The sequence below is a fragment of the Fervidibacillus halotolerans genome, assembly GCF_026547205.1.
Taxonomy (GTDB): Bacteria; Bacillota; Bacilli; order Bacillales; family Caldibacillaceae; genus Fervidibacillus; species Fervidibacillus halotolerans.
In genome coordinates, this window is the sequence record NZ_CP106877.1 from 1,350,814 (window position 1) to 1,373,407 (window position 22,594).

A 22,594-nucleotide genomic window follows, 5' to 3' on the forward strand; every position below is an offset into this window, starting at 1 on the left:
TTTATTTGCCATATTCCTTTTAGAAAGGTCGACGGGTACTTTTCATAATTCCGTACTTACCTTACAATCAAATGAAATTCTCCCCATGTCGCGCTATTTTTTTCTCCAGTCGTTCGATTCGTTTGACCATTTCCTCCCGTTCCTTTTGCCTAAAGGATGTTTCCTTCGTTTCCGACCATTCTCGGTAAGCCATATTTGCTAACTCAAGAGCCCCTTTATAATCTTTATATTGATGTTCTAAAATTTTTGCCCCTTCAATACTAGCGGAAATCCGTATTTTTCCCTCGGATGATTCGGCGATTTGTTTATACAAAACCAACGCTTTTCGATAGTTTTTAATCTTTTTATATTGGTGTGCTAATTGAATCATTCCTCGCCATTTCTCTGTTCCTTCCCATTTTGTCATCCCCTTTTCTAACAACGGAATGGCGACTTTCGTTTCCTTTAATTGGGAATACCACGTGCCGAGGGATAACAATTCCCCTTCCGTTTGATGATGATCCAGTCCGAGAAGTTTGAAAGATAGATGGGTATATAAAATGATTAATGTTAATACGTCCTGTTCATTATGTTCCATTACTTGAAGAATGCCTTCAGGATTTTTCGTTTTTAAAAAATCAAAATAGGCCATCGGGGCCAAATAGCCGGGTAAATCCGATTTCCGATCAATATTTAAAATCTCCCTTTCCACATTTGATAGACTGACGGAATCTAATCGATGTTTCCACATTCTCCTTGCACCATGAAGAAGATCAAAATGGCCAAAGGGGGGCAAATTTGGGACATGTTCGCGAATTAATGTATGCCTCGTTTTTACTTGTGGCCAGTCGAAGGCCTTTCCATTATACGTAACGAGCGTCGTATAATCGATATTTCTTAAAAAACTATCGTATAAAGGAATCTCGTGACCCGGTTCAGGTAAAAGATGCTGTTTAACGACTACTTCATCACCGTCGATATATGCGTATCCAAGAAGAAAAATCGTATTTCCCACTCCGCCCCCAAGGCCCGTCGTTTCAGTGTCGAAAAAGAATAAATCTTCTCCTTTATATCCTTTAGCCGACAAAGGGTGGGAAATGCTTGTTTTTTGCCAGGCATCCATCGCAACTAAAAAATCTGCATATGAATAATTCCCTCTTTTTTCAGATAATGGATAACGCCTTTCTTTAATTAAACAATATTGATGATCCAATTGATACGGAACGATTCCGTGTTTTCTCCATTCCTTTTCGAAAGGAAGATGAAATGGTTCATCTTTCTTATTGGAACCTTTGTCTAGATTGTTTTCTTCCGCTAAATAAGAATCGTATAAATCGAGTTTCCTTTTTAAAGACATCCCTTTACCCTCCACTTATTTTGACAACATCATCCGATCTAAAATGGAAATGGCATCGGTTTTACACGTCTTTGTAGAAGTAAAAGTACCGACACAGGAAGGACACCCATATTCACACGGACAATGTTGAATCGTTCTTTTAGCTTCAGACAGAACGGATTCAAGATGATCATATAATTCATCACTTAAGCCGACACCGCCTGGATATCGGTCATAAAAAAAGATGGTCGGTTTTTCCGTATGGCTCGACTTCACTTGAGGTACAACATGGATGTCTTCCGGGGCGCTCATCACAAACATTGGAACAATCGTTTTTAAAACATTTGCTGCACCTAACAATCCTTCTTCTAACCGTTGTTCCCCAAATTCAGAAAAATCCTTAGATAAAGAGATCCAAACCGCATTTGTATGTAAAGTTTGTTCTGGCAAATGAATGGGGCCAGATCCGATATTTTCATGGGTTTCAAATTTGATTTTTTTAAAGATCGTCGCCATGGCCGTAACAGCCACATCGCCATATTGAATGATGGAATCTCCCTTTTTCCTTTCCCGTTCGACTTCCAACACCTTTAATTGGACAGCTAATTGGGCATCCGTATAATAATCGACCTTTACTTCACGGACGTAAGCTTTCTTTTCTTCCCAATCTAATTTTTCCACTTGGTATTGAAGACCTTGATGTAAATAAATCGCTTCTTCATGAAGAAGGGTAAGGGCACTGAACGTATCCATTTCTCCGATTACTTTCACCTTTCCCCGATTCGTTTGATCAATAATCACGACATTTTCCCTCGCAGCCGAACGTAAACTAATCTCGTGGGCAGGAAAGGATTCATTCATCCAATGGTATTTTCCATTACTGAAATGGAGAATGTTTTTTTCCACGAAAAACTCGAGAATATCTTCCACATCCATATCGCCAAATCGTTCCCCTTTCCGAAAGGGTAATTCGTAAGCTGCACATTTTAAATGATCGACAAGTATAATAATATTGTCCGGATTTATTCTTGCAATTTCTGGGGATTGGTGAAAAAAGTATTCGGGATGTTGGATGACATATTGATCTAAAGGTGAATTGTCAGCAACAAAGATTACGAGGGATTCCCCCTGTCTCCTTCCTGCTCGTCCCGCCTGTTGCCAAGCACTTGCGATCGTACCTGGATAACCGGTCATAAAACAAACTTGCAATTGGCCGATGTCCACACCAAGTTCCAAAGCATTTGTACTGACGACACCATAAATCTTCCCTTCCCGTAATCCCTTTTCTATTTCCCTTCTTTCTTTCGGGAGATAACCACCCCGATATCCGCAGATTTTTTTCTCACCGATGGTCTTTTTTACCAATTCCTGCAAATAAGTTAATATAATTTCCACCCGCATCCGACTTTTAGCAAAAATAATCGATTGTATATGATGTTTTAAAAATTCCCCAGCGAGCTTACGAACTTCTAAAGTTGCACTCCTTCGTATATTTAAAGGTTGATTAACAATAGGAGGATTATAAAAGATGAAATGTTTTTTGCCGCTCGGTGCACCATTTTGATCAATTAATTTCATCAATTTACCGGTTAATTGTTCGGCTAGTTCTAATGGATTAGCAATCGTGGCCGATGTGCAAATAAACACCGGATCGCTTCCGTAAAATTGACAAATGCGCTTTAATCTTCGGATCACATTTGCCATATGGCTGCCAAAAATACCTCGATACGTATGCAGTTCATCGATAATGACGAACGATAAATTTTCAAACAAAGAAACCCATTTCGTATGATGGGGCAAAATTCCAGAATGGAGCATATCGGGATTCGTAATAACGATATGACCTGCCTTTCGTATTTTTTGACGAACAGATACAGGCGTATCCCCGTCATACGTATAGCTATTTACAGAAATCCCTGCCCCTTCTATCAGTTCATTTAATTCATTTTTTTGATCATAACTTAGTGCTTTCGTCGGAAAAATATACAAAGCACGAGCCTCCGGTTGATGGATGATCGTTTGCAATACAGGTAGGTTGTAACAGAGGGTTTTTCCCGAAGCCGTGGGAGTAATTGCTGTGAAATCTTGACCAGCCATACCGAAATCATAGGCTTCCCTTTGATGTGAATATAATTGGTCAATTCCCTTTTTTTCTAATGCCTCTTTTATAGAAGGATGTAAGCTTTTGGGAAAGGGAACGAAATTCGCCCGCTTTGCTTCGATCGTTTCCCAATGGGTAATATTTTTAAAGATTCCGTCTTGCTCCTTCATCCATTGAATAAAATCCGATAGCCCCTTCTTTTTAAACATACGATTCACCTGCTCACAATGAAGATTTCTGTTTTTATTATAGTCGAACGAATGAATGTTTGCATCTAACGACCGATCTTTTTCGCAAAAATCCCGATAATTTAACCAAAAATAGATGTATTGCCCCCTTCTAGATGAACCTCTAGTTCTGTTGGTTAGGATTAACCTTTAAAGATTTGACTAATTCCTTTTATTAATGAACTCGTTTGTTGGAGGGTCCCTAAAATTTGGTTCGCTGTATTGATCATTTTTTGAAAATCGAGCGACCCGTTTTCCGTTTTAAAAGCTTGAATAATCGGGTGTTCGTTAAAGGAATTTCCAACAACTGGAACGTATGGTTGAAATTGGGGTGGATCTGTATAGATCGGATGAAGGGGGTTTTCCATCATTGATTGAATATCCATATTCATTTTGTCATAAAAAGGGAAATGGACAGGTCCGTACATATTTGGAGGAAGGGAAGGAGCTATTGGCAAATAGCCCATTGGATAGGGAAAAATGGCATCGCCCCATTGGTTCGGGTTATAACCGCTTATTTCCATGTCCAAAACCTCCTCGATCAATAGAATGATTCATATAAATGAAACAAATCTTCTATATTATATGGGTTTTCATCTCCAATGGTGCTTTATGCCAATGCTGAGAGAAGTTTTTCCAATGTATAATGAATGGAGTTCACATAATGTTTAAACCGTTTGTAACTCGTCTCTGGATAAAAGGCCCAAACGGAAATTTCCAATAATTGATCTTTTACTGCTTCCAGTTGAAAAGAGTACAAATCCTTCGGTCGATTCAATTCCACCCATCCTTTTGCCCTTTCAAACCAACGATTGACCCTTTCCTCTACTTCTTCAAAGAACGGTTTAACCTCATCGTAAAAATTGGGGCTTTTTTGTTCTTGTTTCGTATGTTCGAAAATCGTATCAATGCGTTTTAAATATTGTTTGATTTGCTCTGTTTCTGCCATCAGTAGTTTCGGATCCAACATATATCACATCCATCAAAGAAATTTAGTAATATTATAACACGATGAAATGAGATGTTATCATTCATAAAAAAAGCATCTCCAATGATGGAAACGCCTTACACGACAGATTTCCTTTGAAACGAATACCCCTTTTCCCTTTCATGATCCTCCTTCTTCAATTTTCGTTCAACTTTCTCGATTTGTTTCTGATGGTTATGAATACAATCTTGGATGTTCGCTTGAATTTGAATGGATAGCACCGATTCTAATCGATTCAACTCTTTTTCCAACTGGTCCAATTGTTGTAAACAATCTTGGAAATTCATCTAGATTTCATCACCTCACCCAAAACTTATTATTATGACATTTCGCGAACATTTCGGAACTTCCTGCAACCTTGACAAAACTAGAAGAGATTCGCTAAAGAAAGGGATCCTTTGACAAATTTCCCATTTGCATTTTGAAAAGATGATCCAATGATTTTACATGTTCCGTCTATAGTTAAAACATTTTTCAACTATTTTTCCAAATGCTCAATCCATTTTTCTATGTAATTGAAACCATTCCTTTATTGAAGCGACAATTTCGATTTCCTTTCTTTTTCTTTTATACCAATTCGTAATTTGAATCGGCTGTTTCATTTGAGGAGGGTCAAACCATTTCGATTGAACTTTTCCTTTTTCATCCCACGATTGTTCGACAGGTTTTTGATGACGAATGACTGGAAAGGCGATTCGTAAAAATGGGGTTGTCCGACATTTTCTACCGAGTAAAAACTTTTCAAAGTCAAACCGACTCCCCGTATGAGTGGTTTTTCGGACAAAGGTAAGAAACTGTGGAAAAAGTGCTGGTTTGAAAAGAATTTCAGCAATTGTTTTTCCTAATTCAATCCGCTCATCAACCTTTACAAATTTTTTCACACTTGCTCCAAACAGTTCTCCTTGTAAAGTCGGAAGGATTACTATACTATAATGTAGAAAATCCTGCCCTTTAAACGGAAGGGATTGGAATATTTTTTTTCGAAAAAGTGGGTGATCGATCACCGGTTTTTGAATTACGTTTTGTTCATTAATAATTAATGCCTTTAGCAATCGATCTTCATTCCGAGTGATCCAAAATCGCATCCATTCATGATACATAAACGAAGAAACTTGGAATTTTTTCAAAAGGTGAAACATTGGGCGTCGATAAATCGTCGAATAATGATAGACTAGTAATTGGGGGAAAGCGTCTTGAAATATAAGCCAGTTCGCCCTTTCATACGTCAAAAAGAGAAGTTCTGCATAAGAACTAGATAGAATTTTTGAATAGACGTCCCCATTTAAGTCACACATATTCCAGCCAGCATTTCGAGAAACAAAGGCAGCGAGAAGTGCCCATTTAATTTCCGGATGTTGAAAATAAAAGGTTTCATAAAAATTGGTACGGGAAATATTATCCACATTTCCATTTCTCGTCTTCAAAGCGATCTGTTTTATTAACATTTGTTCATCCATGAATATGTGCTCCCTTCCACATCGTTGCAGATTGAGGTGAAAAGTATGGACATTCGCTATCCAGGGGGTAAAAAATACCAAGTACCTAAATTGGAAACGAGCGGACAAAAGGATTACGGGAATAGGGGTATGACCTTTGAAGAAGATATAAACGAGTCTAATAAATATTATTTGGCAAATGGGATTGCAGTTATTCATAAAAAACCGACGCCGATCCAAATTGTGGAAGTTGACTATCCGAAAAGAAGTGCTGCAAAAATTAAAGAAGCTTATTTTAAAACACCTTCCACAACAGACTACAACGGAGTATACAAAGGGAGGTATATCGATTTTGAAGCGAAGGAAACGAAAAATAAAACATCGTTTCCGCTGAAAAATTTCCATGAACATCAAGTGATACATATGAAAAATATTATCCGTTGTGGGGGAATATCCTTCGTTCTCATTCGTTTTTCAACAACGGATGAAGTGTACTTTTTAGACGGAAACATGTTATTAAAATTTTGGGAGCGAATGAAAGCCGGACGGAGAAAATCGATCAAAAAAGAGGAAATCGTTCAATTTGGATATTCGATTCCCATCGGTTTTCGGCCGAGAATTGATTATATTCGTGTGATCGATTCGATCTATAAAGAATTCTTTTAAATCAATAGGAAAAACGCTTTTCTATATTCCATTTGAAACTTTTATCAAATGGAGGAAAGGAAGGAGACAATATGTCAGAAAACTATCGATCAAGAACAGAAAAAAGGAAAGCTTCTCGAAAAAGAAAACAACCGAAAAAATCAGTCAAACAAATGATGAAACGGATTTTTCTCACCCTTTTAGTACTTGGGTTTGTTATGCTCGTAGCGGGAATTACTACCTTTGCGGTTATGATTCAGGACGCACCAGAGTTTGACCCGGAAAAACTAAAAGATCCGGTATCTTCCAAAATTTATGATAAGGACAATCAATTGATCACTGAACTAGGTACCGAAAAGCGGGACTTAGTAACGTTTGATGAAATTCCAAAATCATTGAAAAATGCGATTTTAGCAACAGAAGACGCCCGCTTTTTTGAACATAGTGGAATCGATCTCATTCGATTAGGCGGAGCAGTAATTCGTAATATTACCGATGGATTCGGATCCCAAGGGGCTAGTACATTAACCCAACAAGTGGTCAAACTTTCTTTCTTATCCAATGAAAAAACGATCAAACGGAAAGCGCAAGAAGCGTGGCTTTCATTCAAAATGGAGCAGGAATTTACAAAGGAACAAATTTTCGAAATGTATGTAAATAAAGTGCCGATGGGAGGAAACATTTACGGCATTAAGGCGGCGGCAAAAACATATTTCGACAAGGAACTCGATGAACTGACCTTGCCGGAAATTTCACTAATCGCCGGGCTTCCACAACGTCCGAACGCATACAATCCCTTTGTCAATCCGGATTTAGCAAATGAACGAAAAAACACAGTCCTCTATTTAATGAACAGACATGGATTTATTTCGAATGAGGAGATGGAGGAAGCACAAAATACGGATATTGAAACGTTCCTAGTTCAACACGAGGACCAAAATAACGATGATTCTCCATACGAATCCTTTATCGATCAAATCGTCGATGAAGTTGAGCAAATGGGATACAATGTGTATACGGATGGACTCGAAATTTATACGACGCTCGATGTAAATGCACAAAAAAAAGTACATGAATTATTAAATTCCGATCAATATTTCCCGAACGATGAAATTCAAGCCGGGATCATTTTACTCGATACGAAAACAGGTGAAATCCGTGCAATCGGTGGAGGACGTTTCCAAAAGGTCAAGCGGGGATATAATTATGCCATCGATATTCAACGTCAACCAGGATCGACGATTAAACCAATATTAGACTATGGACCAGCCATTGAATATTTAAAATGGTCAACGTATCATATTTTGGTCGATGAACCGTATTCTTATTCCAATGGAACACCTGTAAATAACTGGGACGGAAAATATGATGGTGCCCAAACGATGCGCTATCATTTGATGAAATCTCGAAACGTCCCGGCAATTAAGGCATTGAAGGAAGTTGGATTAAACAAAGCTCAAACCTTTGCGGAAAATCTCGGGATTCCCTTTGAGGGATCAATCAATGAAGCATACGGACTTGGCGGGTTTCAAACAGGAATTGCGCCGATTCATTTAGCAGGAGCCTATAGCGCCTTTGGAAATAACGGGATATACAACAAACCCCACGCCATTCGGAAAATCCTTTTATCCGATGGAATTACAGAAATTGATATGAAACCTGAGTCGAATAGTGTCATGAGTGACTATACTGCATTTATGATTACTGACATGTTAAAATCCGTATTACAAAGCGGTACTGGAATAAGCGCTAGAGTACCTCGTATACCGATTGCTGGAAAAACAGGTACGACGAATTTTAAAGATAAGGAAGGTTCACCGGATAGCTGGTTTGCAGGTTATTCAACGGAATATACTGCTTCCATCTGGGTTGGCTACGGCGATGATCGAAAGCGAGCGGTGGACGATACGAGAATTCCGTTATATTTATTTAAAGAATTAATGACCTATGTTCATCAAGGGGTAGAAGTTCAAGATTTCAAGCAACCATCAAGCGTTGTAAAATTAGCCATTCAAAAGGGGACGAATCCACCTAAATTAGCTAGCGAGTTTACTCCGGAAGATGAAATCGTCTACGAATATTTCGTCAAAGGTTATGAACCGACGGAAGTATCCGATGATTATGAAGTTCCCCCCGTTTCCAACTTAAAGGCGGAATACGATGAAACGACTGAACAAGTCACATTAAAATGGGAATATAACGATATTCAAGACATTCGTTTCGATGTATATGCGGCACTCGATCAGTCTGAACAAGAATTCATTGGAACCATTGATAAAAAGGAATTGAAAATTACCGATGTGGCACCTGGATTGAAATATACCTTTACGGTCCAAGCCGTTTATAAAGATCAAAAAAGTGAACCGGTAAGTATTGAACTGGACCTATCAACCTTCCTTACCGAACCGGATCCAAACGAACCTCCTGAACAAAATGAAGAGGAACCAGGAGACCAGGAAGAAAATGGAGAAGAGGAAAACGGAGATCATGGAACGAGTGATCATGGAAACACTAACGAACCTCCAGGGGAAACGAACGAAGAAGGTAACGGATGAATGGGACATCGGAATAATTTGAGGGTCTCAATCCACATATCCCTTATTCGGACCGGTCATATATATTTCATATGTAATTGAATAAAGGGGATGACTAAACCGTCAGATTCACTGACATTTTGTCACCCCACACTTTTTAAAACATACACAAAAAATCGTCCGTTTCTGTAAGGTACTAATACAACATTACAGAACGGACGTTTTTTATAATCAAATAATAACTTCTAAAAACGATCACACACAAATGACAATTTTTCTTTTACGATGTCCATTTCGTATCGAATGACAGATTATAAACGTTTTTTGATCGTTAAATATTTATAATAAGCTTTTTCTTGCTCAACGAATAATTCCTTTAATTGGATGTATGAATGGTGAAGCATCGGACGATTCATAATAAAACCGAGCCTTTCCATTGCATTGATCGGTTTTACTTTCAATTGGTTAACTTGATCTTTTAATACATTTAAATTAACCGGTTGTTCATTTGACCAAAAAAGATATTGTAAAAAAAGAGCGATGGATGCGATCATCACCTTTTTCACTTCTTCCGTTTCCCGCCGCTTGAAAAGGGGTTCAAGCACCCTTTTGTTTTCCTCCCATTGCTTTAAGATCTCCTTCAATGCTTTCTCCCCTTCCAGCCAAGGTTGTTGGGAAGAATGAAAAACGTAATAATCGTAATCCGGTAAAAAAAAATCCTTCGGTAAAAACTTTTCAACATAAAATAAAGGATCGTCCAATTCTGGTACCTTTTTCAATTTTCCTTCAATCCTTTCGTCCGTTTTTTTCCTTCCCGACAAATGGATAAAAGGGGACAATTTAAGCAATCCGGATTCTGAGCTTTACAATGGTAACGACCGAAAAAAATCATTCGATGATGCGCAATCGACCATTCCTCTTTCGGCACCTTTTTCATCAACGTCATTTCCACTTCTAAAACGGAATCCTTCCACCGACAAATACCGAGCCGTTTACTGACCCGTTCCACATGGGTATCTACAGCAAAGGCAGGGATACCAAATGCGACTGAGCGGACGACATTGGCGGTTTTACGTCCAACACCAGGTAGTTCCATTAATTGTTCCAAGCTTTTCGGCACTTGACCGTTATATTGTTCAAGCAAAATTTTACATAGTTTTTGAATATTTTTCGCCTTTGTTCGATATAGTCCAATCGAACGAATATCCTGCTGGAGTTCCTCTAACGGCACTACGATATAGTCTTGAGGTGATTTGTATTTTTGAAATAATGTTTTTGTCACTTTATTTACAGAAGCATCGGTCGTCTGAGCAGATAAGACGACAGCAATTAATAATTCGAAAGGATTTCGATGGATCAATTCACAATGGGCATTCGGAAACATTTTACCCATCTCATCTAAACAGAAACGGATTTCTTTTTTCGTTAACATAATCTCTCTCCTTAACTTTCTAACCAGTTATAAAAGGGAGCATTTGACGAATCCTTTTTCTTATTGACATCTGGTTTCGTTTTATGTTGGTGCATACGAAATTTTTTCCCATGTTCCAATGCTTGTTCTACCGTTTGGATTCCGTTTTTTTTCCATTCGAATAAAATTCGATCGATATAGCGAAAATTTCGTTTTCCCGACAGCACAGCTTCCTTTAAGGCGGTTTTAATTATGGTAGTGCTATGTCCATCCTCGTCGAGCCACATGGCGATGGTTTCGCATTCAATAGGCGATAAGGGTCGACCAAATTCCTGTTCAAAAATCGTATAAATGGACTGTTCTTCTTCCTCTTTTCGTTCCCTTTCCATTTCCTTTTCTTGTAAAAGCAAATAGTCTGCCAATTTATTCCACAGGGGATCAAGGGAGTATTTTTCATAATATATCCCGGTATCCGAACGCCCCTTTTCAATCGCCAAATATCCCCTTTGAATTAACGAAGCAAGGGTTTGGGAACATTGATCTGTATCGAGTAGCATTCTACTAGATAATTGTTCGTGTGTCGGAAATTCATTCCCCTCTTCCAAAAAAATTTGCAGATGCAAAATTAACATACATTCGATATCCGATAAACCGATTCGTTTATAATATTGAAATAAAAATGAAGGAATCGTTACAACCCCATCCTTCATCAACGAAACAATCAAATTTTTATTCATCTGTACGCACCTCAAAACTAGTATATCATGAATTAAAAAAGGATGATAAATATATAGTTTTAAATCGGATTTCGTTCAACATTGATTCGAATGAAAAAGGCAACCGAACGAATCGGTTACCTTATCAATTATGGGTATAAACGATTTAATAATCTTGGAAATGGAATCGTCTCTCGAACATGTTCCGTTCCAGTAATCCAAGCAACAGTTCGTTCCAAACCTAGTCCAAATCCGGAATGGGGTACAGATCCGTATTTGCGCAAATCCAAATACCATTGATACGTATCGAGGGGTAAATGATATTCATCCAAACGATGTTTCAATAATTCATAATCGTGAATCCGTTCCGAACCTCCGATAATTTCACCATATCCTTCTGGAGCGATTAAATCCGCGCATAAAACGACGTCCTCCCGATCCGGGTCTGGTTCCATATAAAAGGGTTTAATCGCCTTTGGAAAATGGGTGATGAAAACCGGTCGATCGAAGGAATTGGCTATCGCTGTTTCGTGGGGTGCACCGAAATCATCACCCCATTTTATATCATCAAATCCTTTTTCATGTAAAAATTTGATCGCATCATCATAATGTATACGCGGGAAAGGTGCTTGAATATTTTCGAGTTTAGATAGATCCCTTCCTAATGTGTTTAATTCCAGCTTGCAATTTTTTAATACGGACTGGACGAGGTACGATACGTATTCTTCTTGAAGTTTCAAATTATCTTCGAATGTGTAAAAGGCCATCTCCGGTTCAATCATCCAAAATTCAATTAAATGACGTCTCGTTTTCGATTTTTCCGCACGAAAGGTTGGACCGAAGGAAAATACTTTTCCCAAGGCCATCGCTGCTGCTTCCATATACAATTGACCGCTTTGGGAAAGATAAGCGTCTTCATCGAAATATTTCGTATGGAATAGTTCCGTCGTTCCTTCCGGAGCACTACCGGTTAATATCGGAGGATCAACTTTAATAAAACCCCGATCGTTAAAAAATTCATACGTTGCCCGAATAATTTCATTCCGAACAACCATAATGGCATGTTGCCGTTTCGACCGTAACCAAAGGTGACGATGATCCATTAAAAATTCCGTACCATGCGCCTTTGGTGTGATCGGATAATCATGGGATTCGGAAATTAACTCGATATCCTTTACCAATAATTCATATCCGAAGGGAGACCGTTCATCAATTCGAACCATACCTGTTATGTAAAGGGAGGATTCTTGCGTAACGGTTTTGGCTAATTGAAATACGTCATCGGGCACTTCGTTTTTAACGACAACCCCTTGGATAAATCCAGTTCCATCACGCAATTGCAAAAATGCAATTTTCCCACTTGATCGTTTATTGGCAAGCCAACAACCGATCGTTACTTCTTGATCGACATATTTGTTGATTTCGCGTATTGTAACTTTCACTTTTTTCCCTCCAAAACATTTGCTTCAACTTGTAACTTACATATGTTTCATTATACAACCGAAAAAAATGGCAGGCAATGTTCCTTTCTGTTCCAAATACATTACTTCCAATGATCGTGTACAAATTTTCCAATTCGTTCGATCGCCTCTTCGATTAATTCTGGACTTGTCGCATAAGATAGGCGGATATGATCCGGTGAACCGAATCCTGAACCAGGAATAACAGCCACTTGTGCTTTGTCTAATAAGCTTTTTGCAAAGTCGTCCACCGATTCGAATCCGCAACGCTCGGCTGCTTCCTTTACATTCGGGAATAGATAAAAGGCCCCATGGGGTTTAATAATCGAAAAGCCAGGAATTTCAATTAATTTTTCCATTGCAAGATTTAATCGTTTTTCAAATTCCAAACGCATCTCTTCCACTGGTTGCTGGCTCCCTTTATAAGCAGCGATCGCAGCATATTGGGAAGGTGTCGTCGGATTGGAAGTGCTATGACTAGCTAATGCGGTCATCTGTTTAATGATTTGTTGATTACCGGCAGCATATCCAATTCGCCAACCGGTCATGGAATGGGATTTGGACACCCCATTGATGATTATCGTTTGCTTTTGAAATGCTTCCCCTAAGGAAGCGATGGAAATATGTTGTTCATCGCCATAAACTAATTTTTCATATATTTCGTCAGATACAATGATTAAATCGTGTTCGATACAAATTTTGCCGATTTCTTCTAATTCTTCCTTTCGATAAATAACCCCCGTCGGATTATTTGGCGAATTTAATACGATTGCTTTAGTTTTAGGCGTAATTTTTTTCAACAATTGTTCCGGAGTAATTTTAAATTCGTCTTTTTCCGTCGTTTCAATATATACGGGAACACCGCCCGCCAATTTTACTTGTTCCGGGTAACTGACCCAATACGGGATCGGAATAATGACTTCGTCTCCTTCATTCAACAAAACTTGGAAAAGGGTATAAAGGGCATGTTTCGCACCGCTTGTGACGATGATTTCTGATAAATCATAGGATAGATTTTGATCCTTTTTAAATTTATCGATAATCGCTTCCTTCAATTCTACTAAACCACCGGATGGCGTATATTTCGTTTTACCAGATAACATCGCTTCGTACGCTGCATCGATAATATGTTTTGGCGTATTAAAATCCGGCTCCCCCGCACCTAAACCGATAACTTGGATCCCTTTTGCCTTTAATTCATTCGCTTTCGCTGTAATGGCTAACGTAGAAGATGGTGTTAGTGATTGTAAACGTTTCGCTAGTTTCATATAAACCCCTCCCATTTATAGATGATAAACCCGGTACCATTCACCTTTGTAAAAGTCGATATAAATAAAACTATAGCGGTCTTTCTGATCGATATAAGTAATTTCATATGCGGGAAAATCATCGACGATTCCAAGCTTCACTCGTATAATTTCTTTCGGATAATCATCGGTAGAAAAATGATCTAAACCATTGTATAAAAGTTCGATTACTTCTTTTTCGGAAAGACCTTCATCTGCCATTTTTACGAAGAAATTTTTGAAATCTTCTTTAGGAATCCAGACGATTATGTCCTGATCTTCCTTCGTTTTTCCAAATACAACATAGTATGCTTCTTTATAGTGAAACCATTCAACATGGTCGACCGTAACCATTTCCGTTTCCCGTAACGCAAATTCCCTCGCTTTTTCTTTATCCGATTTGATTCCATCGACAGCTGTTTGATAAAGGATAATCGAACCGAACAAAAGGCTTAGTACTATCATCAAAAGGAGAAACAAAAAAACCCGCCGCTTTTTTTTCAACTGCTTCTCACCCGCCTTATGCTCGATAAATGGTAAATATCGCTTTATTACCATCTTCCTGATCCAACGCTAGCCCGAAAATAAATCCTTCCTTTTTCAATGTTCGATTCAACAAATCAACCATTTTATACAATTGATCCGAATAATCAATTTTGATGGAAGACAATATTTCCATTTTATTTTCCATCTACCATTTCTCCTTCCGAAAATCGATTCAACCCTTTTCTAATGTTGATATCCATATGTATGCGTTCTAAAGCTTTAAAGTATATTTTCAGTTTTCATAAGAAGTGAAAAAACGGTTTTTTACGAAAAAATTGTGATCCATTTTTTTATTATACCTTTAATACTCCATTTTGCAAAATTCACAGAAGAAAAGAAAGCTGTCCATTTTTTGAACAGCTGATTAAAAATTTTCCTTTCATATTTTTATTCTTCGATTTCGGTCTGCTCCCGTTCTCCATCGATCATTTCGACAATTTCATTTCTTTTATTTAAAATTGCAACCTTTGGACGATGGTGTTTAACTTCATCGTCTCGTAAAAGACAATAGGAAATAATAATCACCACATCACCCGGTTGAACGAGTCTTGCTGCAGCACCATTTAAGCAAATGGTACCACTTTTCCTTTTCCCAGGAATAATGTATGTTTCGAAACGAGCACCGTTATTATTATTAACAATTTGTACCTTTTCGTTCGGTGCCATTCCGACCGCATCTAACAAATCTTCATCGATCGTTATACTTCCCACATAATTCAAATTTGCTTCTGTTACAGTCGCTCGGTGTAACTTTGCTTTCATAAACATTCTGTACATATGTTTCCCCCCGTTAAACTCACCTTTTTGTATTGATATCCCAATTTTTTCGATACACAAGAATTTAAGCACCGTCAGGGATATCCAAAATGACGTTATCGATTAATCGGGCTTTTGAAAACTGGACAGCTAAAGCGATGATTACTTTCTTTTTCAAAACGTTGATCGGTTTTAATTGTGGAAATGAATACAATTCAATATAGTCAATTTCTCCTTCAATCCGATCGGACAAATAGAATTTTATTTTTTCGATAATTACGGAGGGATTCCGTTCCCCCTTTTCAATCAAATCCTTCCCAAATAAAAGGGATTGATATAAATATTTCGCTTGTCGTCGTTCCTTTTCTGTCAAATATACATTGCGAGAGCTTTTAGCGAGACCGTCATCTTCCCTTACCGTTTCAACCGTCCGTAACTGAATCGGAAAGTTGTAATCCCGTATTAGTCCTTCAATGACGGCGACTTGTTGAGCGTCTTTCAACCCGAAATATGACCGGTCTGGTTGGACAATATGGAATAATTTTGTAATGACCATCGCCACACCATCGAAATGACCAATCCGTTTTCGTCCGCATAAAACGTCAACTCGTTCCTTCACTTTAATCGTCGTCGTCATCGGTTGCGGGTACATTTCTTGAATGGATGGAAAAAACAAAAAATCGACTCCATTTTCTTTCGCAAGTTCCGAATCCCGTCTTTCATCCCTTGGATAGGAATGAAAGTCTTCCTCGGGCCCAAATTGGAGGGGATTGACAAAAATACTTAAAACGAGGATGTCATTTTCTTCCCTCGCTTTTTTGATTAAAGCGAGATGCCCTTCATGCAAATATCCCATCGTTGGGACAAAACCGATACTCTTTCCACTTTCCCGCAAGTTTTTACTGATCCTTTGCATCTCTTTAATCGAACGAATTATTTTCATTTGTTCCCCTCCCATAAAGACGGTCGACGATTTCATCTTTCATCGTATACGTGTGGCGTTCTTCAGGGAAACGGGTGGATTTTACATCTTTTATATACTGTTCAATCGCTGAGATGATTTCCACTTGAACGTTCCCATACGGTTTAACAAATTTTGCTAGTCGGTCGACACCGTAACCAATTAAATCATGATAGACGAGGACTTGACCATCCGCATCAACTCCGGCACCGATTCCAATTACCGGAATGGATAACTCTTTTGCAATTTTTTTCGTCAATTGTCTCGGTACACATTCTAAAACGAGGGCAAAGGCACCGTTTTCCTCACATTTTTTCGCATCTTCAATTAATTTTTGTGCCTCTTCCCATTCTTTTCCTTGAACTTTATACGTGCCGAGAATACCAATTTGTTGGGGAGTTAAACCGAGATGGGCGACGACAGGAATGCCTGTTTTAGTAAATAATTGGATTTTATCCATCACATCAGGTCCTTCCACCTTCACCCCATGGGCGCCCGCTTCCTGATAAAGCCGCAATGCATTTTTTAAAGCCGTTTCGTCCGATGTATGGTATGTTGCAAAGGGCATATCAGCGACGATAAAGGTGTTTTTTGCTCCCCTTTTTACAGCCTTCGTATGAACGACCATATCATCCATCGTTACAAAAACGGTCGATTCGTAACCAAGTTGAACCATCCCTAATGAATCACCGACTAAAATTAGATCTACACCTGCTTTTTCACTTAATTTAGCAGAAGGATAATCGTATGCGGTGATCATCGTTATTTTTTCACCGTTTTCTTTCATTTGTAAAAAATCCTTTGTCGTTTTCATCCAAATCCTCCTCTCATATTTCAAGAGGAAATGAAACAAAAAATCCTTCTTTTCGCAGAAGGATTTTACATAGTCTTCCATATCCTTCCGTCCCGGTCCTAACAAGGCTACAGGCAGAAAAATTGTCCACAATTTTCGTTTGAAAACCGATTAAAGACGTAGGATACCGCCCGAATGGTGCAGTTCCATTTCCTCTTTCATTGATTATACCAAATTTTTACGATAAAGTGGCAACGATATAACGGAATTTCTCCGACTCCTTTAGGATCCATCGATATCAGCAGAGAATATTCGTAAGACGCTCCCATCTTTTTCTTTTAGTAATAAAGCACCTTCATCGGAAATACCGAAGGCTTCCCCCTTTACCGTTCCTTTAAAGGTCGTTGCCGTTACTTCCTTTCCAATCGTTTCACAAGATTGTTCCCACATATTTTTAATTTGCTGAAATCCGTGTTGAAGAAATAATTTGTATAACTGTTCAAACTGGAAGCAAAAACCTTTTAGAAGGGAAATTGGATCTACGATCATCCCCGTTTCCAAAGAAATACTCGTAGCCTTCTTTCTTATATCTTCCGGAAATGCTTCCTTTTGCTGGTTTACATTTAAACCGACACCGATAATGACAGCTTCAATATTTCCATCGGTCGCTTGTAATTCCGTCAATATTCCACATACTTTTTTTCCATGGAGTAAAATATCATTTGGCCACTTTATTTTCGGATGAAGGGGGAGAAGATCTTCGATAGTTCGAACGACAGCAACCGCCGTCAACAACGTTAATTGGGGAGCAGTGGCAATTGGAATCTCTGGTTTTACGATGAAACTGAACCAAAGCCCCCCTTTTTGTGAATGCCATTTTCTCGCCATTCTTCCCCTACCGTCCGTTTGTTCTTCTGCAATAATCATCGTTCCTTCTTCTACTTGATTCATTGTCAATTTCTTCGCAATTCTTTGGGTTGATGAAACCGTGTCAAAAAAATAAACCTGTTTCCCGATGAATTCCGTTTGGACAGTTTCCGTAAATCGCTGTTGGGTAAAAAGCAATTGTTCTTTTATTAATCGATAACCGTAATCACCCATTTGCTCCAACCGATAATTGGATCCAAATTGATCAAGGGACGAGATACAACCTTTTTCCTTCAGTTCTTCCATCGATAACATATTTCCATCTGCTTTCAAAAAGGAATCGACGACAAGTTGCAATTGGTTATTCACGAATACAACCACTCCTTAATGGCTTGCTTTTCATTTTTCACTTCACCGTAAATGACCGCCCGTTCAATCCTTTCTAACGTTTCTTTAATCCAAGAACCACCTTTTTTCGATTCCCAAGCCATTAAATCGTTACCTGTTACAGCCAATTCGGTTCGACTTTTAATTGGAAGGGATTGATACAGCTCCTTTATTTTTTCCCCTTCTTGAAATGATTTTCCTCCGCGAACCGTGCAAAAAATGTGTTCCGCCCGAATACAGATCTCCGGTCCAAATTGGAAAATCAATTCTTTCGTCCATTCCCTTTTCTTTTTTCTCTCTTTATATGCTTCATAAACGGTACGAATGGTTTTAATTTCTTTATTTGATAATTTCCATTGTTTTAATAAAGGTTCCAGCTGATTTAATCGGGCCGTAATTCCGAATAAAATCCAAAAATCATCACCTTTTAATTGGGATGAATTGAAGTAAGTAGAAATTTTTAAGATGTGTTTGGCGTAATTGTTCAAACCGGGTAAATACCGATGCAGCTGCAAATGAACGAGATGACGAAGGGCTTCTGTTCTATTTGTACCATTTAACAATTTTTTAAATTCGATCAGCTTTCTCTCCACGGCAATATGTTCTAATAGATGACCGTGTTCTTCCACCGCTTTTGCCGTATTTTCTTCTAAAGAAAAGGATAATTGACTGACGAATCGAATGGCTCGCATCATCCGAAGCGCATCCTCTTGAAACCGTTCCTTCGGATTTCCAACGGTTCGGATCAATTGCTTTTTCAAATCCTCTTGACCAAAAAAAGGATCGATCAATTCCCCTTCCTTTGTCATAGCGATAGCATTGATTGTAAAATCCCTTCTTTTCAAATCTTCCATTAACGAACGAATAAAGGTAACATTTTTCGGTCGGCGGAAGTCTTCATAATTTCCTTCCGACCGAAAAGTCGTAATTTCATAACTTTCTCCACCATATAAAACGAGTACCGTCCCATGTTCAATACCGACATCGACGGTTTTTGGAAAAATCGATTTGATTTCTGTAGGTAGTGCGCTCGTTGCAATATCCACATCTTCAATCGGCCGATTCAATAAATAGTCTCGAACCGATCCACCTACAAAATATGCTTCGAATCCAGCTTGTTCAATTTGATTTAATAAAGGTCTAGCTTTTTGAAATGGTTCAATCATTTTCCTTCCCATCCATCTGTAATGTTTGATAATAAAGGTATTCGTATTGGTTCACAATTTTCTCAGAAGAAAAAACGGTAGCAACTTTTTTCAATCCATGATTTATAAATTGGGCTCGAAGTACGTCATCGAGTAATATTTTTATCCCATAAGCCTTCACACAATCAATATCCCCCACTTCACATAAATAACCGTTCGCTCCATGATCGATGACTTCCGGAATTCCACCGATATTCGTTCCAATACATGGAACTCCACAGGCCATCGCTTCCAATAAAACGAGGCCGAAACTTTCCTTTTCTGAAAGTAGAAGCATTAAGTCGCTAATTCCGTATAATTCTTCCACATTTTGTTGTTTTCCTAAAAAAAGAACATCTTGTTCCAATCCTAGATTTTCTGTTAATTGAATGGCCGTATGCATTTCTGGACCGTCACCAACGAGGAGTAATTTTGAAGGAATGGCACTACGAATCTTTGAGAAAGCACGGATTACATCAGAAATCCGTTTAACCGCACGGAAATTAGACACATGAATAATCACTTTTTCATCTTGAATTCCGTATTCCGCTTTTAAATGTTGACAATCCATTTCCCGATAAACCCGTTCATCGACGAAATTGTACACGGGGGTAATCGGTTTATTCGGCTGAATTAATGAATGCGTTTCTTCGACCAATGCTTTGCTAACCGCAGTGACAGCATCGGAGTTTTCAATGGCAAAGCGAATGGCGACTGCCAATGTCGGATCTTGACCGAGTACCGTAATATCCGTTCCGTGCAACGTCGTTACGATTTTATAATCCACATTCGCCATTTGTCTAGCAATGATGGCACAAAAGGCGTGGGGGATTGCGTAGTGGGCATGGATTACATCTAAATGTTCCCTCTGTGCCACTTCTGCGATTTTACTTGCCAGTTGAATATCATACGGTGGATCATGAAATACCGGATATTTATTGATCGCTACTTGATGAAAAAAGATGTTATGATATATTTTTCTCAATCGAAAGGGCATGTCCGAAGAAATAAAATGGATTTCATGCCCTCTTTCTGCAAGCAGTTGACCTAATTCGGTTGCGATGATTCCTGATCCTCCAACCGTTGGATAACAAACGATTCCCATTTTTATCCCCATTATCTCTCCCCTTACATAGTCATTTTTTCCCCGTTTATTCGTACGTTAACAGCCGTGATTAAAGGGTCAGTATTTACCCATGTTCAATTATTTTTCAAATTTTGGTCGCTTTCCCTTTAAAAATGACCGCCAATCGATATCTCCCTTTTCCAAACCGCGAATCAAAACTTCCGCTGTTCCCATATTTGTCGCCAATGGGATGTGATATACATCGCACAGACGAATTAATGCGGACACATCTGGTTCATGGGGCTGTGCTGTTAATGGATCGCGGAAAAAAATAATTAAATCCATTTCGTTTTTTGCAATCAACGCACCGATTTCCTGATCTCCCCCTAATGGTCCCGATTGGAAACGATGGATAGCAAGTCCCGTCGCTTCTTGAATTCTTAGACCTGTCGTTCCAGTGGCAAATAACGTATGTTTTTCAAAAATCGGTTGATATGCAGTGACAAAACGAACGAGGTCATCCTTTTTCTTGTCATGGGCTATGAGTGCAATATTCATGAGCGTCCCCCTATCCGATTTACTCTAAAATATTTTCCAAACCATATATATAGGAATCGACATGCATCACCGTTTCCACAGCCTTTTTCACGCCGGTCATAAAAGACGTCCGATTGTAAGAATCGTGGCGAATCGTTAACGTTTCTCCAACAGAACCAAATAACACTTGTTGATGGGCTACAAGACCAGGTAGGCGAATACTATGGATTTTCATCCCATCAAAATCCCCGCCCCTTACACCGGACAGTTTCTCTATTTCCTTCGGGTGACCTTGCTGTTTTTCTTGCCTTTGTCTTTGAATCATTTCTGCAGTTTTTAAGGCGGTTCCACTCGGCGCATCGACTTTTTCGTCATGGTGCATCTCGATAATTTCCACATCTGGAAAATGTTTTGCAGCCATCTCAGCAAACTTCATCATCAGTACGGCACCAATGGCGAAATTTGGGGCGACAATACATCCGATTTTGTTTTCATTTGCCTCCCTTTCAATATCCGCCAACTGTTCCTGACTTAGCCCGGTTGTACCAATGACGGGACGTACGCCGAATTGAATCGCAGCCAAAGCGTGTTCATATGCCGCATCTGCCACCGATAATTCCAATAAACAATCGGGTTTCGTTTCCCTCAAACATTGATTGACATCGGTAAAAACGGAACAATCTTGACCTTGGTCTTCCATCGACACAATTTCTGATAATCCTTTTCCGTTATTATTCCGATCAATTACACCCACTAACTGAAACTGTTTGGTGTTCGTAATCATTCGAATTGCTTCTCGTCCCATTTTCCCCCTTGGGCCTGTAACAACGATTTTTATCACTTTATTCATTTCGATCATCCTTTTTAATTCTTGTCCAACGGTTTGCATCCCTCGTTGCAAATTTCTCCATTACTTCATTATGAGCTTCTTCCAAATCAATATGTAAAGAATTGGCCATGCAAATAATCACAAATAGCAGATCTCCGAGTTCTTCTTTAATCGTCTTTTCTTCTTCCGTCGGTTTTTTCGGCTTTTCACCATAATAATGGTTTACTTCCCTTGCCAGTTCACCGAGCTCTTCTGTCAATCGAGCAACTAATGCAAGTGGATTAAAGTAACCTTCTTTAAATTGACGAATATATGCATCCACTTCTTGTTGCAACTGTTTTACAGTTTTGTCTTTCATCGAATTCCTCCAACTTCCAATTTTTGTACACGTTTATTTTTAGTATATCAGTTTTCCCATCCACAATAGAAGTAAAACTATATTTGAAAGGGAAAGGGACGGTCGATTCTTTTTCCCTATATTCTCCCATATTGCGAATCAATTAATATTCTCATATAATTAGAATCGCAATCATTTAACATAATCCATTC

At 38.7% G+C, this 22,594-nt stretch carries 24 protein-coding genes; 2 read left to right on the forward strand and 22 right to left on the reverse strand.

Going from position 1 to position 22,594, the window contains the following annotated elements:
- Positions 1-67: 67 nt before the first annotated feature.
- From OE105_RS06380 to OE105_RS06405, 6 genes are all read right to left on the reverse strand, one after another.
- Positions 68-1,336: a ribonuclease H-like domain-containing protein gene (locus tag OE105_RS06380; RefSeq protein WP_275421914.1), complete on the reverse strand. Its 1,269-nt coding sequence runs from the start codon at positions 1,334-1,336 to the stop codon at positions 68-70.
- Positions 1,337-1,351: 15 nt separating this feature from the next.
- The gene (locus OE105_RS06385; RefSeq protein ID WP_275421915.1) at positions 1,352-3,625 is read right to left on the reverse strand and encodes a DEAD/DEAH box helicase; all 2,274 of its coding nucleotides are present in this window, start codon (positions 3,623-3,625) and stop codon (positions 1,352-1,354) included.
- Positions 3,626-3,786: 161 nt separating this feature from the next.
- On the reverse strand, positions 3,787-4,167 hold the full coding sequence (locus tag OE105_RS06390) for a YppG family protein (protein WP_275421917.1): 381 nt from the start codon (positions 4,165-4,167) through the stop codon (positions 3,787-3,789).
- 86 nt (positions 4,168-4,253) lie between these two features.
- Positions 4,254-4,613 carry a YppE family protein gene (locus OE105_RS06395; RefSeq protein WP_275421918.1) on the reverse strand — a complete coding sequence of 120 codons (360 nt, stop codon included), beginning with the start codon at positions 4,611-4,613 and terminating at the stop codon, positions 4,254-4,256.
- A gap of 95 nt (positions 4,614-4,708) precedes the next feature.
- Positions 4,709-4,918 carry a hypothetical protein gene (locus OE105_RS06400; RefSeq protein ID WP_275421919.1) on the reverse strand — a complete coding sequence of 70 codons (210 nt, stop codon included), beginning with the start codon at positions 4,916-4,918 and terminating at the stop codon, positions 4,709-4,711.
- A gap of 207 nt (positions 4,919-5,125) precedes the next feature.
- The gene (locus tag OE105_RS06405) at positions 5,126-6,088 is read right to left on the reverse strand and encodes a DUF2515 family protein (RefSeq protein ID WP_275421920.1); all 963 of its coding nucleotides are present in this window, start codon (positions 6,086-6,088) and stop codon (positions 5,126-5,128) included.
- A gap of 45 nt (positions 6,089-6,133) precedes the next feature.
- Here OE105_RS06405 and recU point away from each other — a divergent pair, with 45 nt between their 5' ends.
- Positions 6,134-6,733 (forward strand): Holliday junction resolvase RecU, encoded by a 600-nt coding sequence (gene recU, locus OE105_RS06410; protein WP_275421921.1) that lies wholly within the window; start codon positions 6,134-6,136, stop codon positions 6,731-6,733.
- Positions 6,734-6,804: 71 nt separating this feature from the next.
- Complete coding sequence (locus tag OE105_RS06415; protein ID WP_275421922.1) at positions 6,805-9,267, forward strand: penicillin-binding protein 1A; 2,463 nt, start codon at positions 6,805-6,807, stop codon at positions 9,265-9,267.
- Between the two features lie 290 nt (positions 9,268-9,557).
- Here the strand turns inward: OE105_RS06415 and OE105_RS06420 are convergent, their stop codons facing one another.
- From OE105_RS06420 to OE105_RS06495, 16 genes are all read right to left on the reverse strand, one after another.
- Positions 9,558-10,025: a YpoC family protein gene (locus OE105_RS06420; RefSeq protein WP_275421923.1), complete on the reverse strand. Its 468-nt coding sequence runs from the start codon at positions 10,023-10,025 to the stop codon at positions 9,558-9,560.
- Positions 10,022-10,678, reverse strand: a complete 657-nt coding sequence (gene nth, locus OE105_RS06425) for an endonuclease III (protein WP_275421924.1) — start codon at positions 10,676-10,678, stop codon at positions 10,022-10,024. Before nth ends, OE105_RS06420 begins: the two co-directional genes overlap by 4 nt.
- Positions 10,679-10,689: 11 nt before the next feature.
- On the reverse strand, positions 10,690-11,394 hold the full coding sequence (locus OE105_RS06430; protein WP_275421925.1) for a DnaD domain-containing protein: 705 nt from the start codon (positions 11,392-11,394) through the stop codon (positions 10,690-10,692).
- 128 nt (positions 11,395-11,522) lie between these two features.
- Positions 11,523-12,815 (reverse strand): asparagine--tRNA ligase, encoded by a 1,293-nt coding sequence (gene asnS, locus OE105_RS06435; RefSeq protein ID WP_275421926.1) that lies wholly within the window; start codon positions 12,813-12,815, stop codon positions 11,523-11,525.
- A gap of 101 nt (positions 12,816-12,916) precedes the next feature.
- A complete protein-coding gene (locus OE105_RS06440) occupies positions 12,917-14,101 on the reverse strand; it encodes a pyridoxal phosphate-dependent aminotransferase (protein ID WP_275421927.1) in 1,185 nt (394 codons plus the stop codon).
- A 15-nt stretch (positions 14,102-14,116) separates the two neighbouring features.
- Positions 14,117-14,623: a cell wall elongation regulator TseB-like domain-containing protein gene (locus tag OE105_RS06445; RefSeq protein WP_275421928.1), complete on the reverse strand. Its 507-nt coding sequence runs from the start codon at positions 14,621-14,623 to the stop codon at positions 14,117-14,119.
- A 16-nt stretch (positions 14,624-14,639) separates the two neighbouring features.
- Positions 14,640-14,810: a YpmA family protein gene (locus tag OE105_RS06450; RefSeq protein ID WP_275421929.1), complete on the reverse strand. Its 171-nt coding sequence runs from the start codon at positions 14,808-14,810 to the stop codon at positions 14,640-14,642.
- 242 nt (positions 14,811-15,052) lie between these two features.
- Positions 15,053-15,442, reverse strand: a complete 390-nt coding sequence (gene panD, locus OE105_RS06455) for an aspartate 1-decarboxylase (protein WP_275421930.1) — start codon at positions 15,440-15,442, stop codon at positions 15,053-15,055.
- Positions 15,443-15,506: 64 nt separating this feature from the next.
- On the reverse strand, positions 15,507-16,364 hold the full coding sequence (gene panC, locus OE105_RS06460) for a pantoate--beta-alanine ligase (RefSeq protein WP_275421931.1): 858 nt from the start codon (positions 16,362-16,364) through the stop codon (positions 15,507-15,509).
- The gene (gene panB / locus OE105_RS06465; protein ID WP_275421932.1) at positions 16,342-17,196 is read right to left on the reverse strand and encodes a 3-methyl-2-oxobutanoate hydroxymethyltransferase; all 855 of its coding nucleotides are present in this window, start codon (positions 17,194-17,196) and stop codon (positions 16,342-16,344) included. Before panB ends, panC begins: the two co-directional genes overlap by 23 nt.
- Before the next feature lie 261 nt (positions 17,197-17,457).
- Positions 17,458-18,411: a biotin--[acetyl-CoA-carboxylase] ligase gene (locus tag OE105_RS06470; RefSeq protein WP_275421933.1), complete on the reverse strand. Its 954-nt coding sequence runs from the start codon at positions 18,409-18,411 to the stop codon at positions 17,458-17,460.
- Positions 18,408-19,595 carry a CCA tRNA nucleotidyltransferase gene (locus OE105_RS06475; protein WP_275421934.1) on the reverse strand — a complete coding sequence of 396 codons (1,188 nt, stop codon included), beginning with the start codon at positions 19,593-19,595 and terminating at the stop codon, positions 18,408-18,410. The genes OE105_RS06470 and OE105_RS06475 overlap by 4 nt, the downstream gene beginning before the upstream one ends.
- The gene (gene bshA / locus OE105_RS06480; protein WP_275421935.1) at positions 19,588-20,730 is read right to left on the reverse strand and encodes an N-acetyl-alpha-D-glucosaminyl L-malate synthase BshA; all 1,143 of its coding nucleotides are present in this window, start codon (positions 20,728-20,730) and stop codon (positions 19,588-19,590) included. Before bshA ends, OE105_RS06475 begins: the two co-directional genes overlap by 8 nt.
- 87 nt (positions 20,731-20,817) lie before the next feature.
- Positions 20,818-21,237, reverse strand: coding sequence for a methylglyoxal synthase (gene mgsA / locus OE105_RS06485; protein WP_275421937.1), 420 nt, complete (start codon positions 21,235-21,237; stop codon positions 20,818-20,820).
- A gap of 19 nt (positions 21,238-21,256) precedes the next feature.
- Positions 21,257-22,066, reverse strand: coding sequence for a 4-hydroxy-tetrahydrodipicolinate reductase (gene dapB, locus OE105_RS06490; RefSeq protein WP_275421938.1), 810 nt, complete (start codon positions 22,064-22,066; stop codon positions 21,257-21,259).
- Entirely contained in the window at positions 22,059-22,403 is a 345-nt protein-coding gene (locus tag OE105_RS06495; RefSeq protein ID WP_275421939.1) for a nucleotide pyrophosphohydrolase, read from the reverse strand. Before OE105_RS06495 ends, dapB begins: the two co-directional genes overlap by 8 nt.
- Positions 22,404-22,594: the final 191 nt, after the last annotated feature.

Bases quoted from the DNA above. Each gene is read 5' to 3' on its own strand.
- OE105_RS06440 (WP_275421927.1), bottom strand. From the start codon at position 14,101: ATGAAACTAGCGAAACGTTTACAATCACTAACACCATCTTCTACGTTA.
- bshA (WP_275421935.1), bottom strand. From the start codon at position 20,730: ATGGGGATAAAAATGGGAATCGTTTGTTATCCAACGGTTGGAGGATCA.
- nth (WP_275421924.1), bottom strand. From the start codon at position 10,678: ATGTTAACGAAAAAAGAAATCCGTTTCTGTTTAGATGAGATGGGTAAA.
- OE105_RS06380 (WP_275421914.1), bottom strand. From the start codon at position 1,336: ATGTCTTTAAAAAGGAAACTCGATTTATACGATTCTTATTTAGCGGAA.
- OE105_RS06405 (WP_275421920.1), bottom strand. From the start codon at position 6,088: ATGGATGAACAAATGTTAATAAAACAGATCGCTTTGAAGACGAGAAAT.
- OE105_RS06395 (WP_275421918.1), bottom strand. From the start codon at position 4,613: ATGTTGGATCCGAAACTACTGATGGCAGAAACAGAGCAAATCAAACAA.
- OE105_RS06390 (WP_275421917.1), bottom strand. From the start codon at position 4,167: ATGGAAATAAGCGGTTATAACCCGAACCAATGGGGCGATGCCATTTTT.
- panC (WP_275421931.1), bottom strand. From the start codon at position 16,364: ATGAAAATAATTCGTTCGATTAAAGAGATGCAAAGGATCAGTAAAAAC.
- OE105_RS06385 (WP_275421915.1), bottom strand. From the start codon at position 3,625: ATGTTTAAAAAGAAGGGGCTATCGGATTTTATTCAATGGATGAAGGAG.
- OE105_RS06475 (WP_275421934.1), bottom strand. From the start codon at position 19,595: ATGATTGAACCATTTCAAAAAGCTAGACCTTTATTAAATCAAATTGAA.
- panB (WP_275421932.1), bottom strand. From the start codon at position 17,196: ATGAAAACGACAAAGGATTTTTTACAAATGAAAGAAAACGGTGAAAAA.
- dapB (WP_275421938.1), bottom strand. From the start codon at position 22,066: ATGAATAAAGTGATAAAAATCGTTGTTACAGGCCCAAGGGGGAAAATG.
- recU (WP_275421921.1), top strand. From the start codon at position 6,134: ATGGACATTCGCTATCCAGGGGGTAAAAAATACCAAGTACCTAAATTG.
- OE105_RS06415 (WP_275421922.1), top strand. From the start codon at position 6,805: ATGTCAGAAAACTATCGATCAAGAACAGAAAAAAGGAAAGCTTCTCGA.
- OE105_RS06430 (WP_275421925.1), bottom strand. From the start codon at position 11,394: ATGAATAAAAATTTGATTGTTTCGTTGATGAAGGATGGGGTTGTAACG.
- OE105_RS06400 (WP_275421919.1), bottom strand. From the start codon at position 4,918: ATGAATTTCCAAGATTGTTTACAACAATTGGACCAGTTGGAAAAAGAG.
- OE105_RS06450 (WP_275421929.1), bottom strand. From the start codon at position 14,810: ATGGAAAATAAAATGGAAATATTGTCTTCCATCAAAATTGATTATTCG.
- mgsA (WP_275421937.1), bottom strand. From the start codon at position 21,237: ATGAATATTGCACTCATAGCCCATGACAAGAAAAAGGATGACCTCGTT.
- OE105_RS06495 (WP_275421939.1), bottom strand. From the start codon at position 22,403: ATGAAAGACAAAACTGTAAAACAGTTGCAACAAGAAGTGGATGCATAT.
- panD (WP_275421930.1), bottom strand. From the start codon at position 15,442: ATGTACAGAATGTTTATGAAAGCAAAGTTACACCGAGCGACTGTAACA.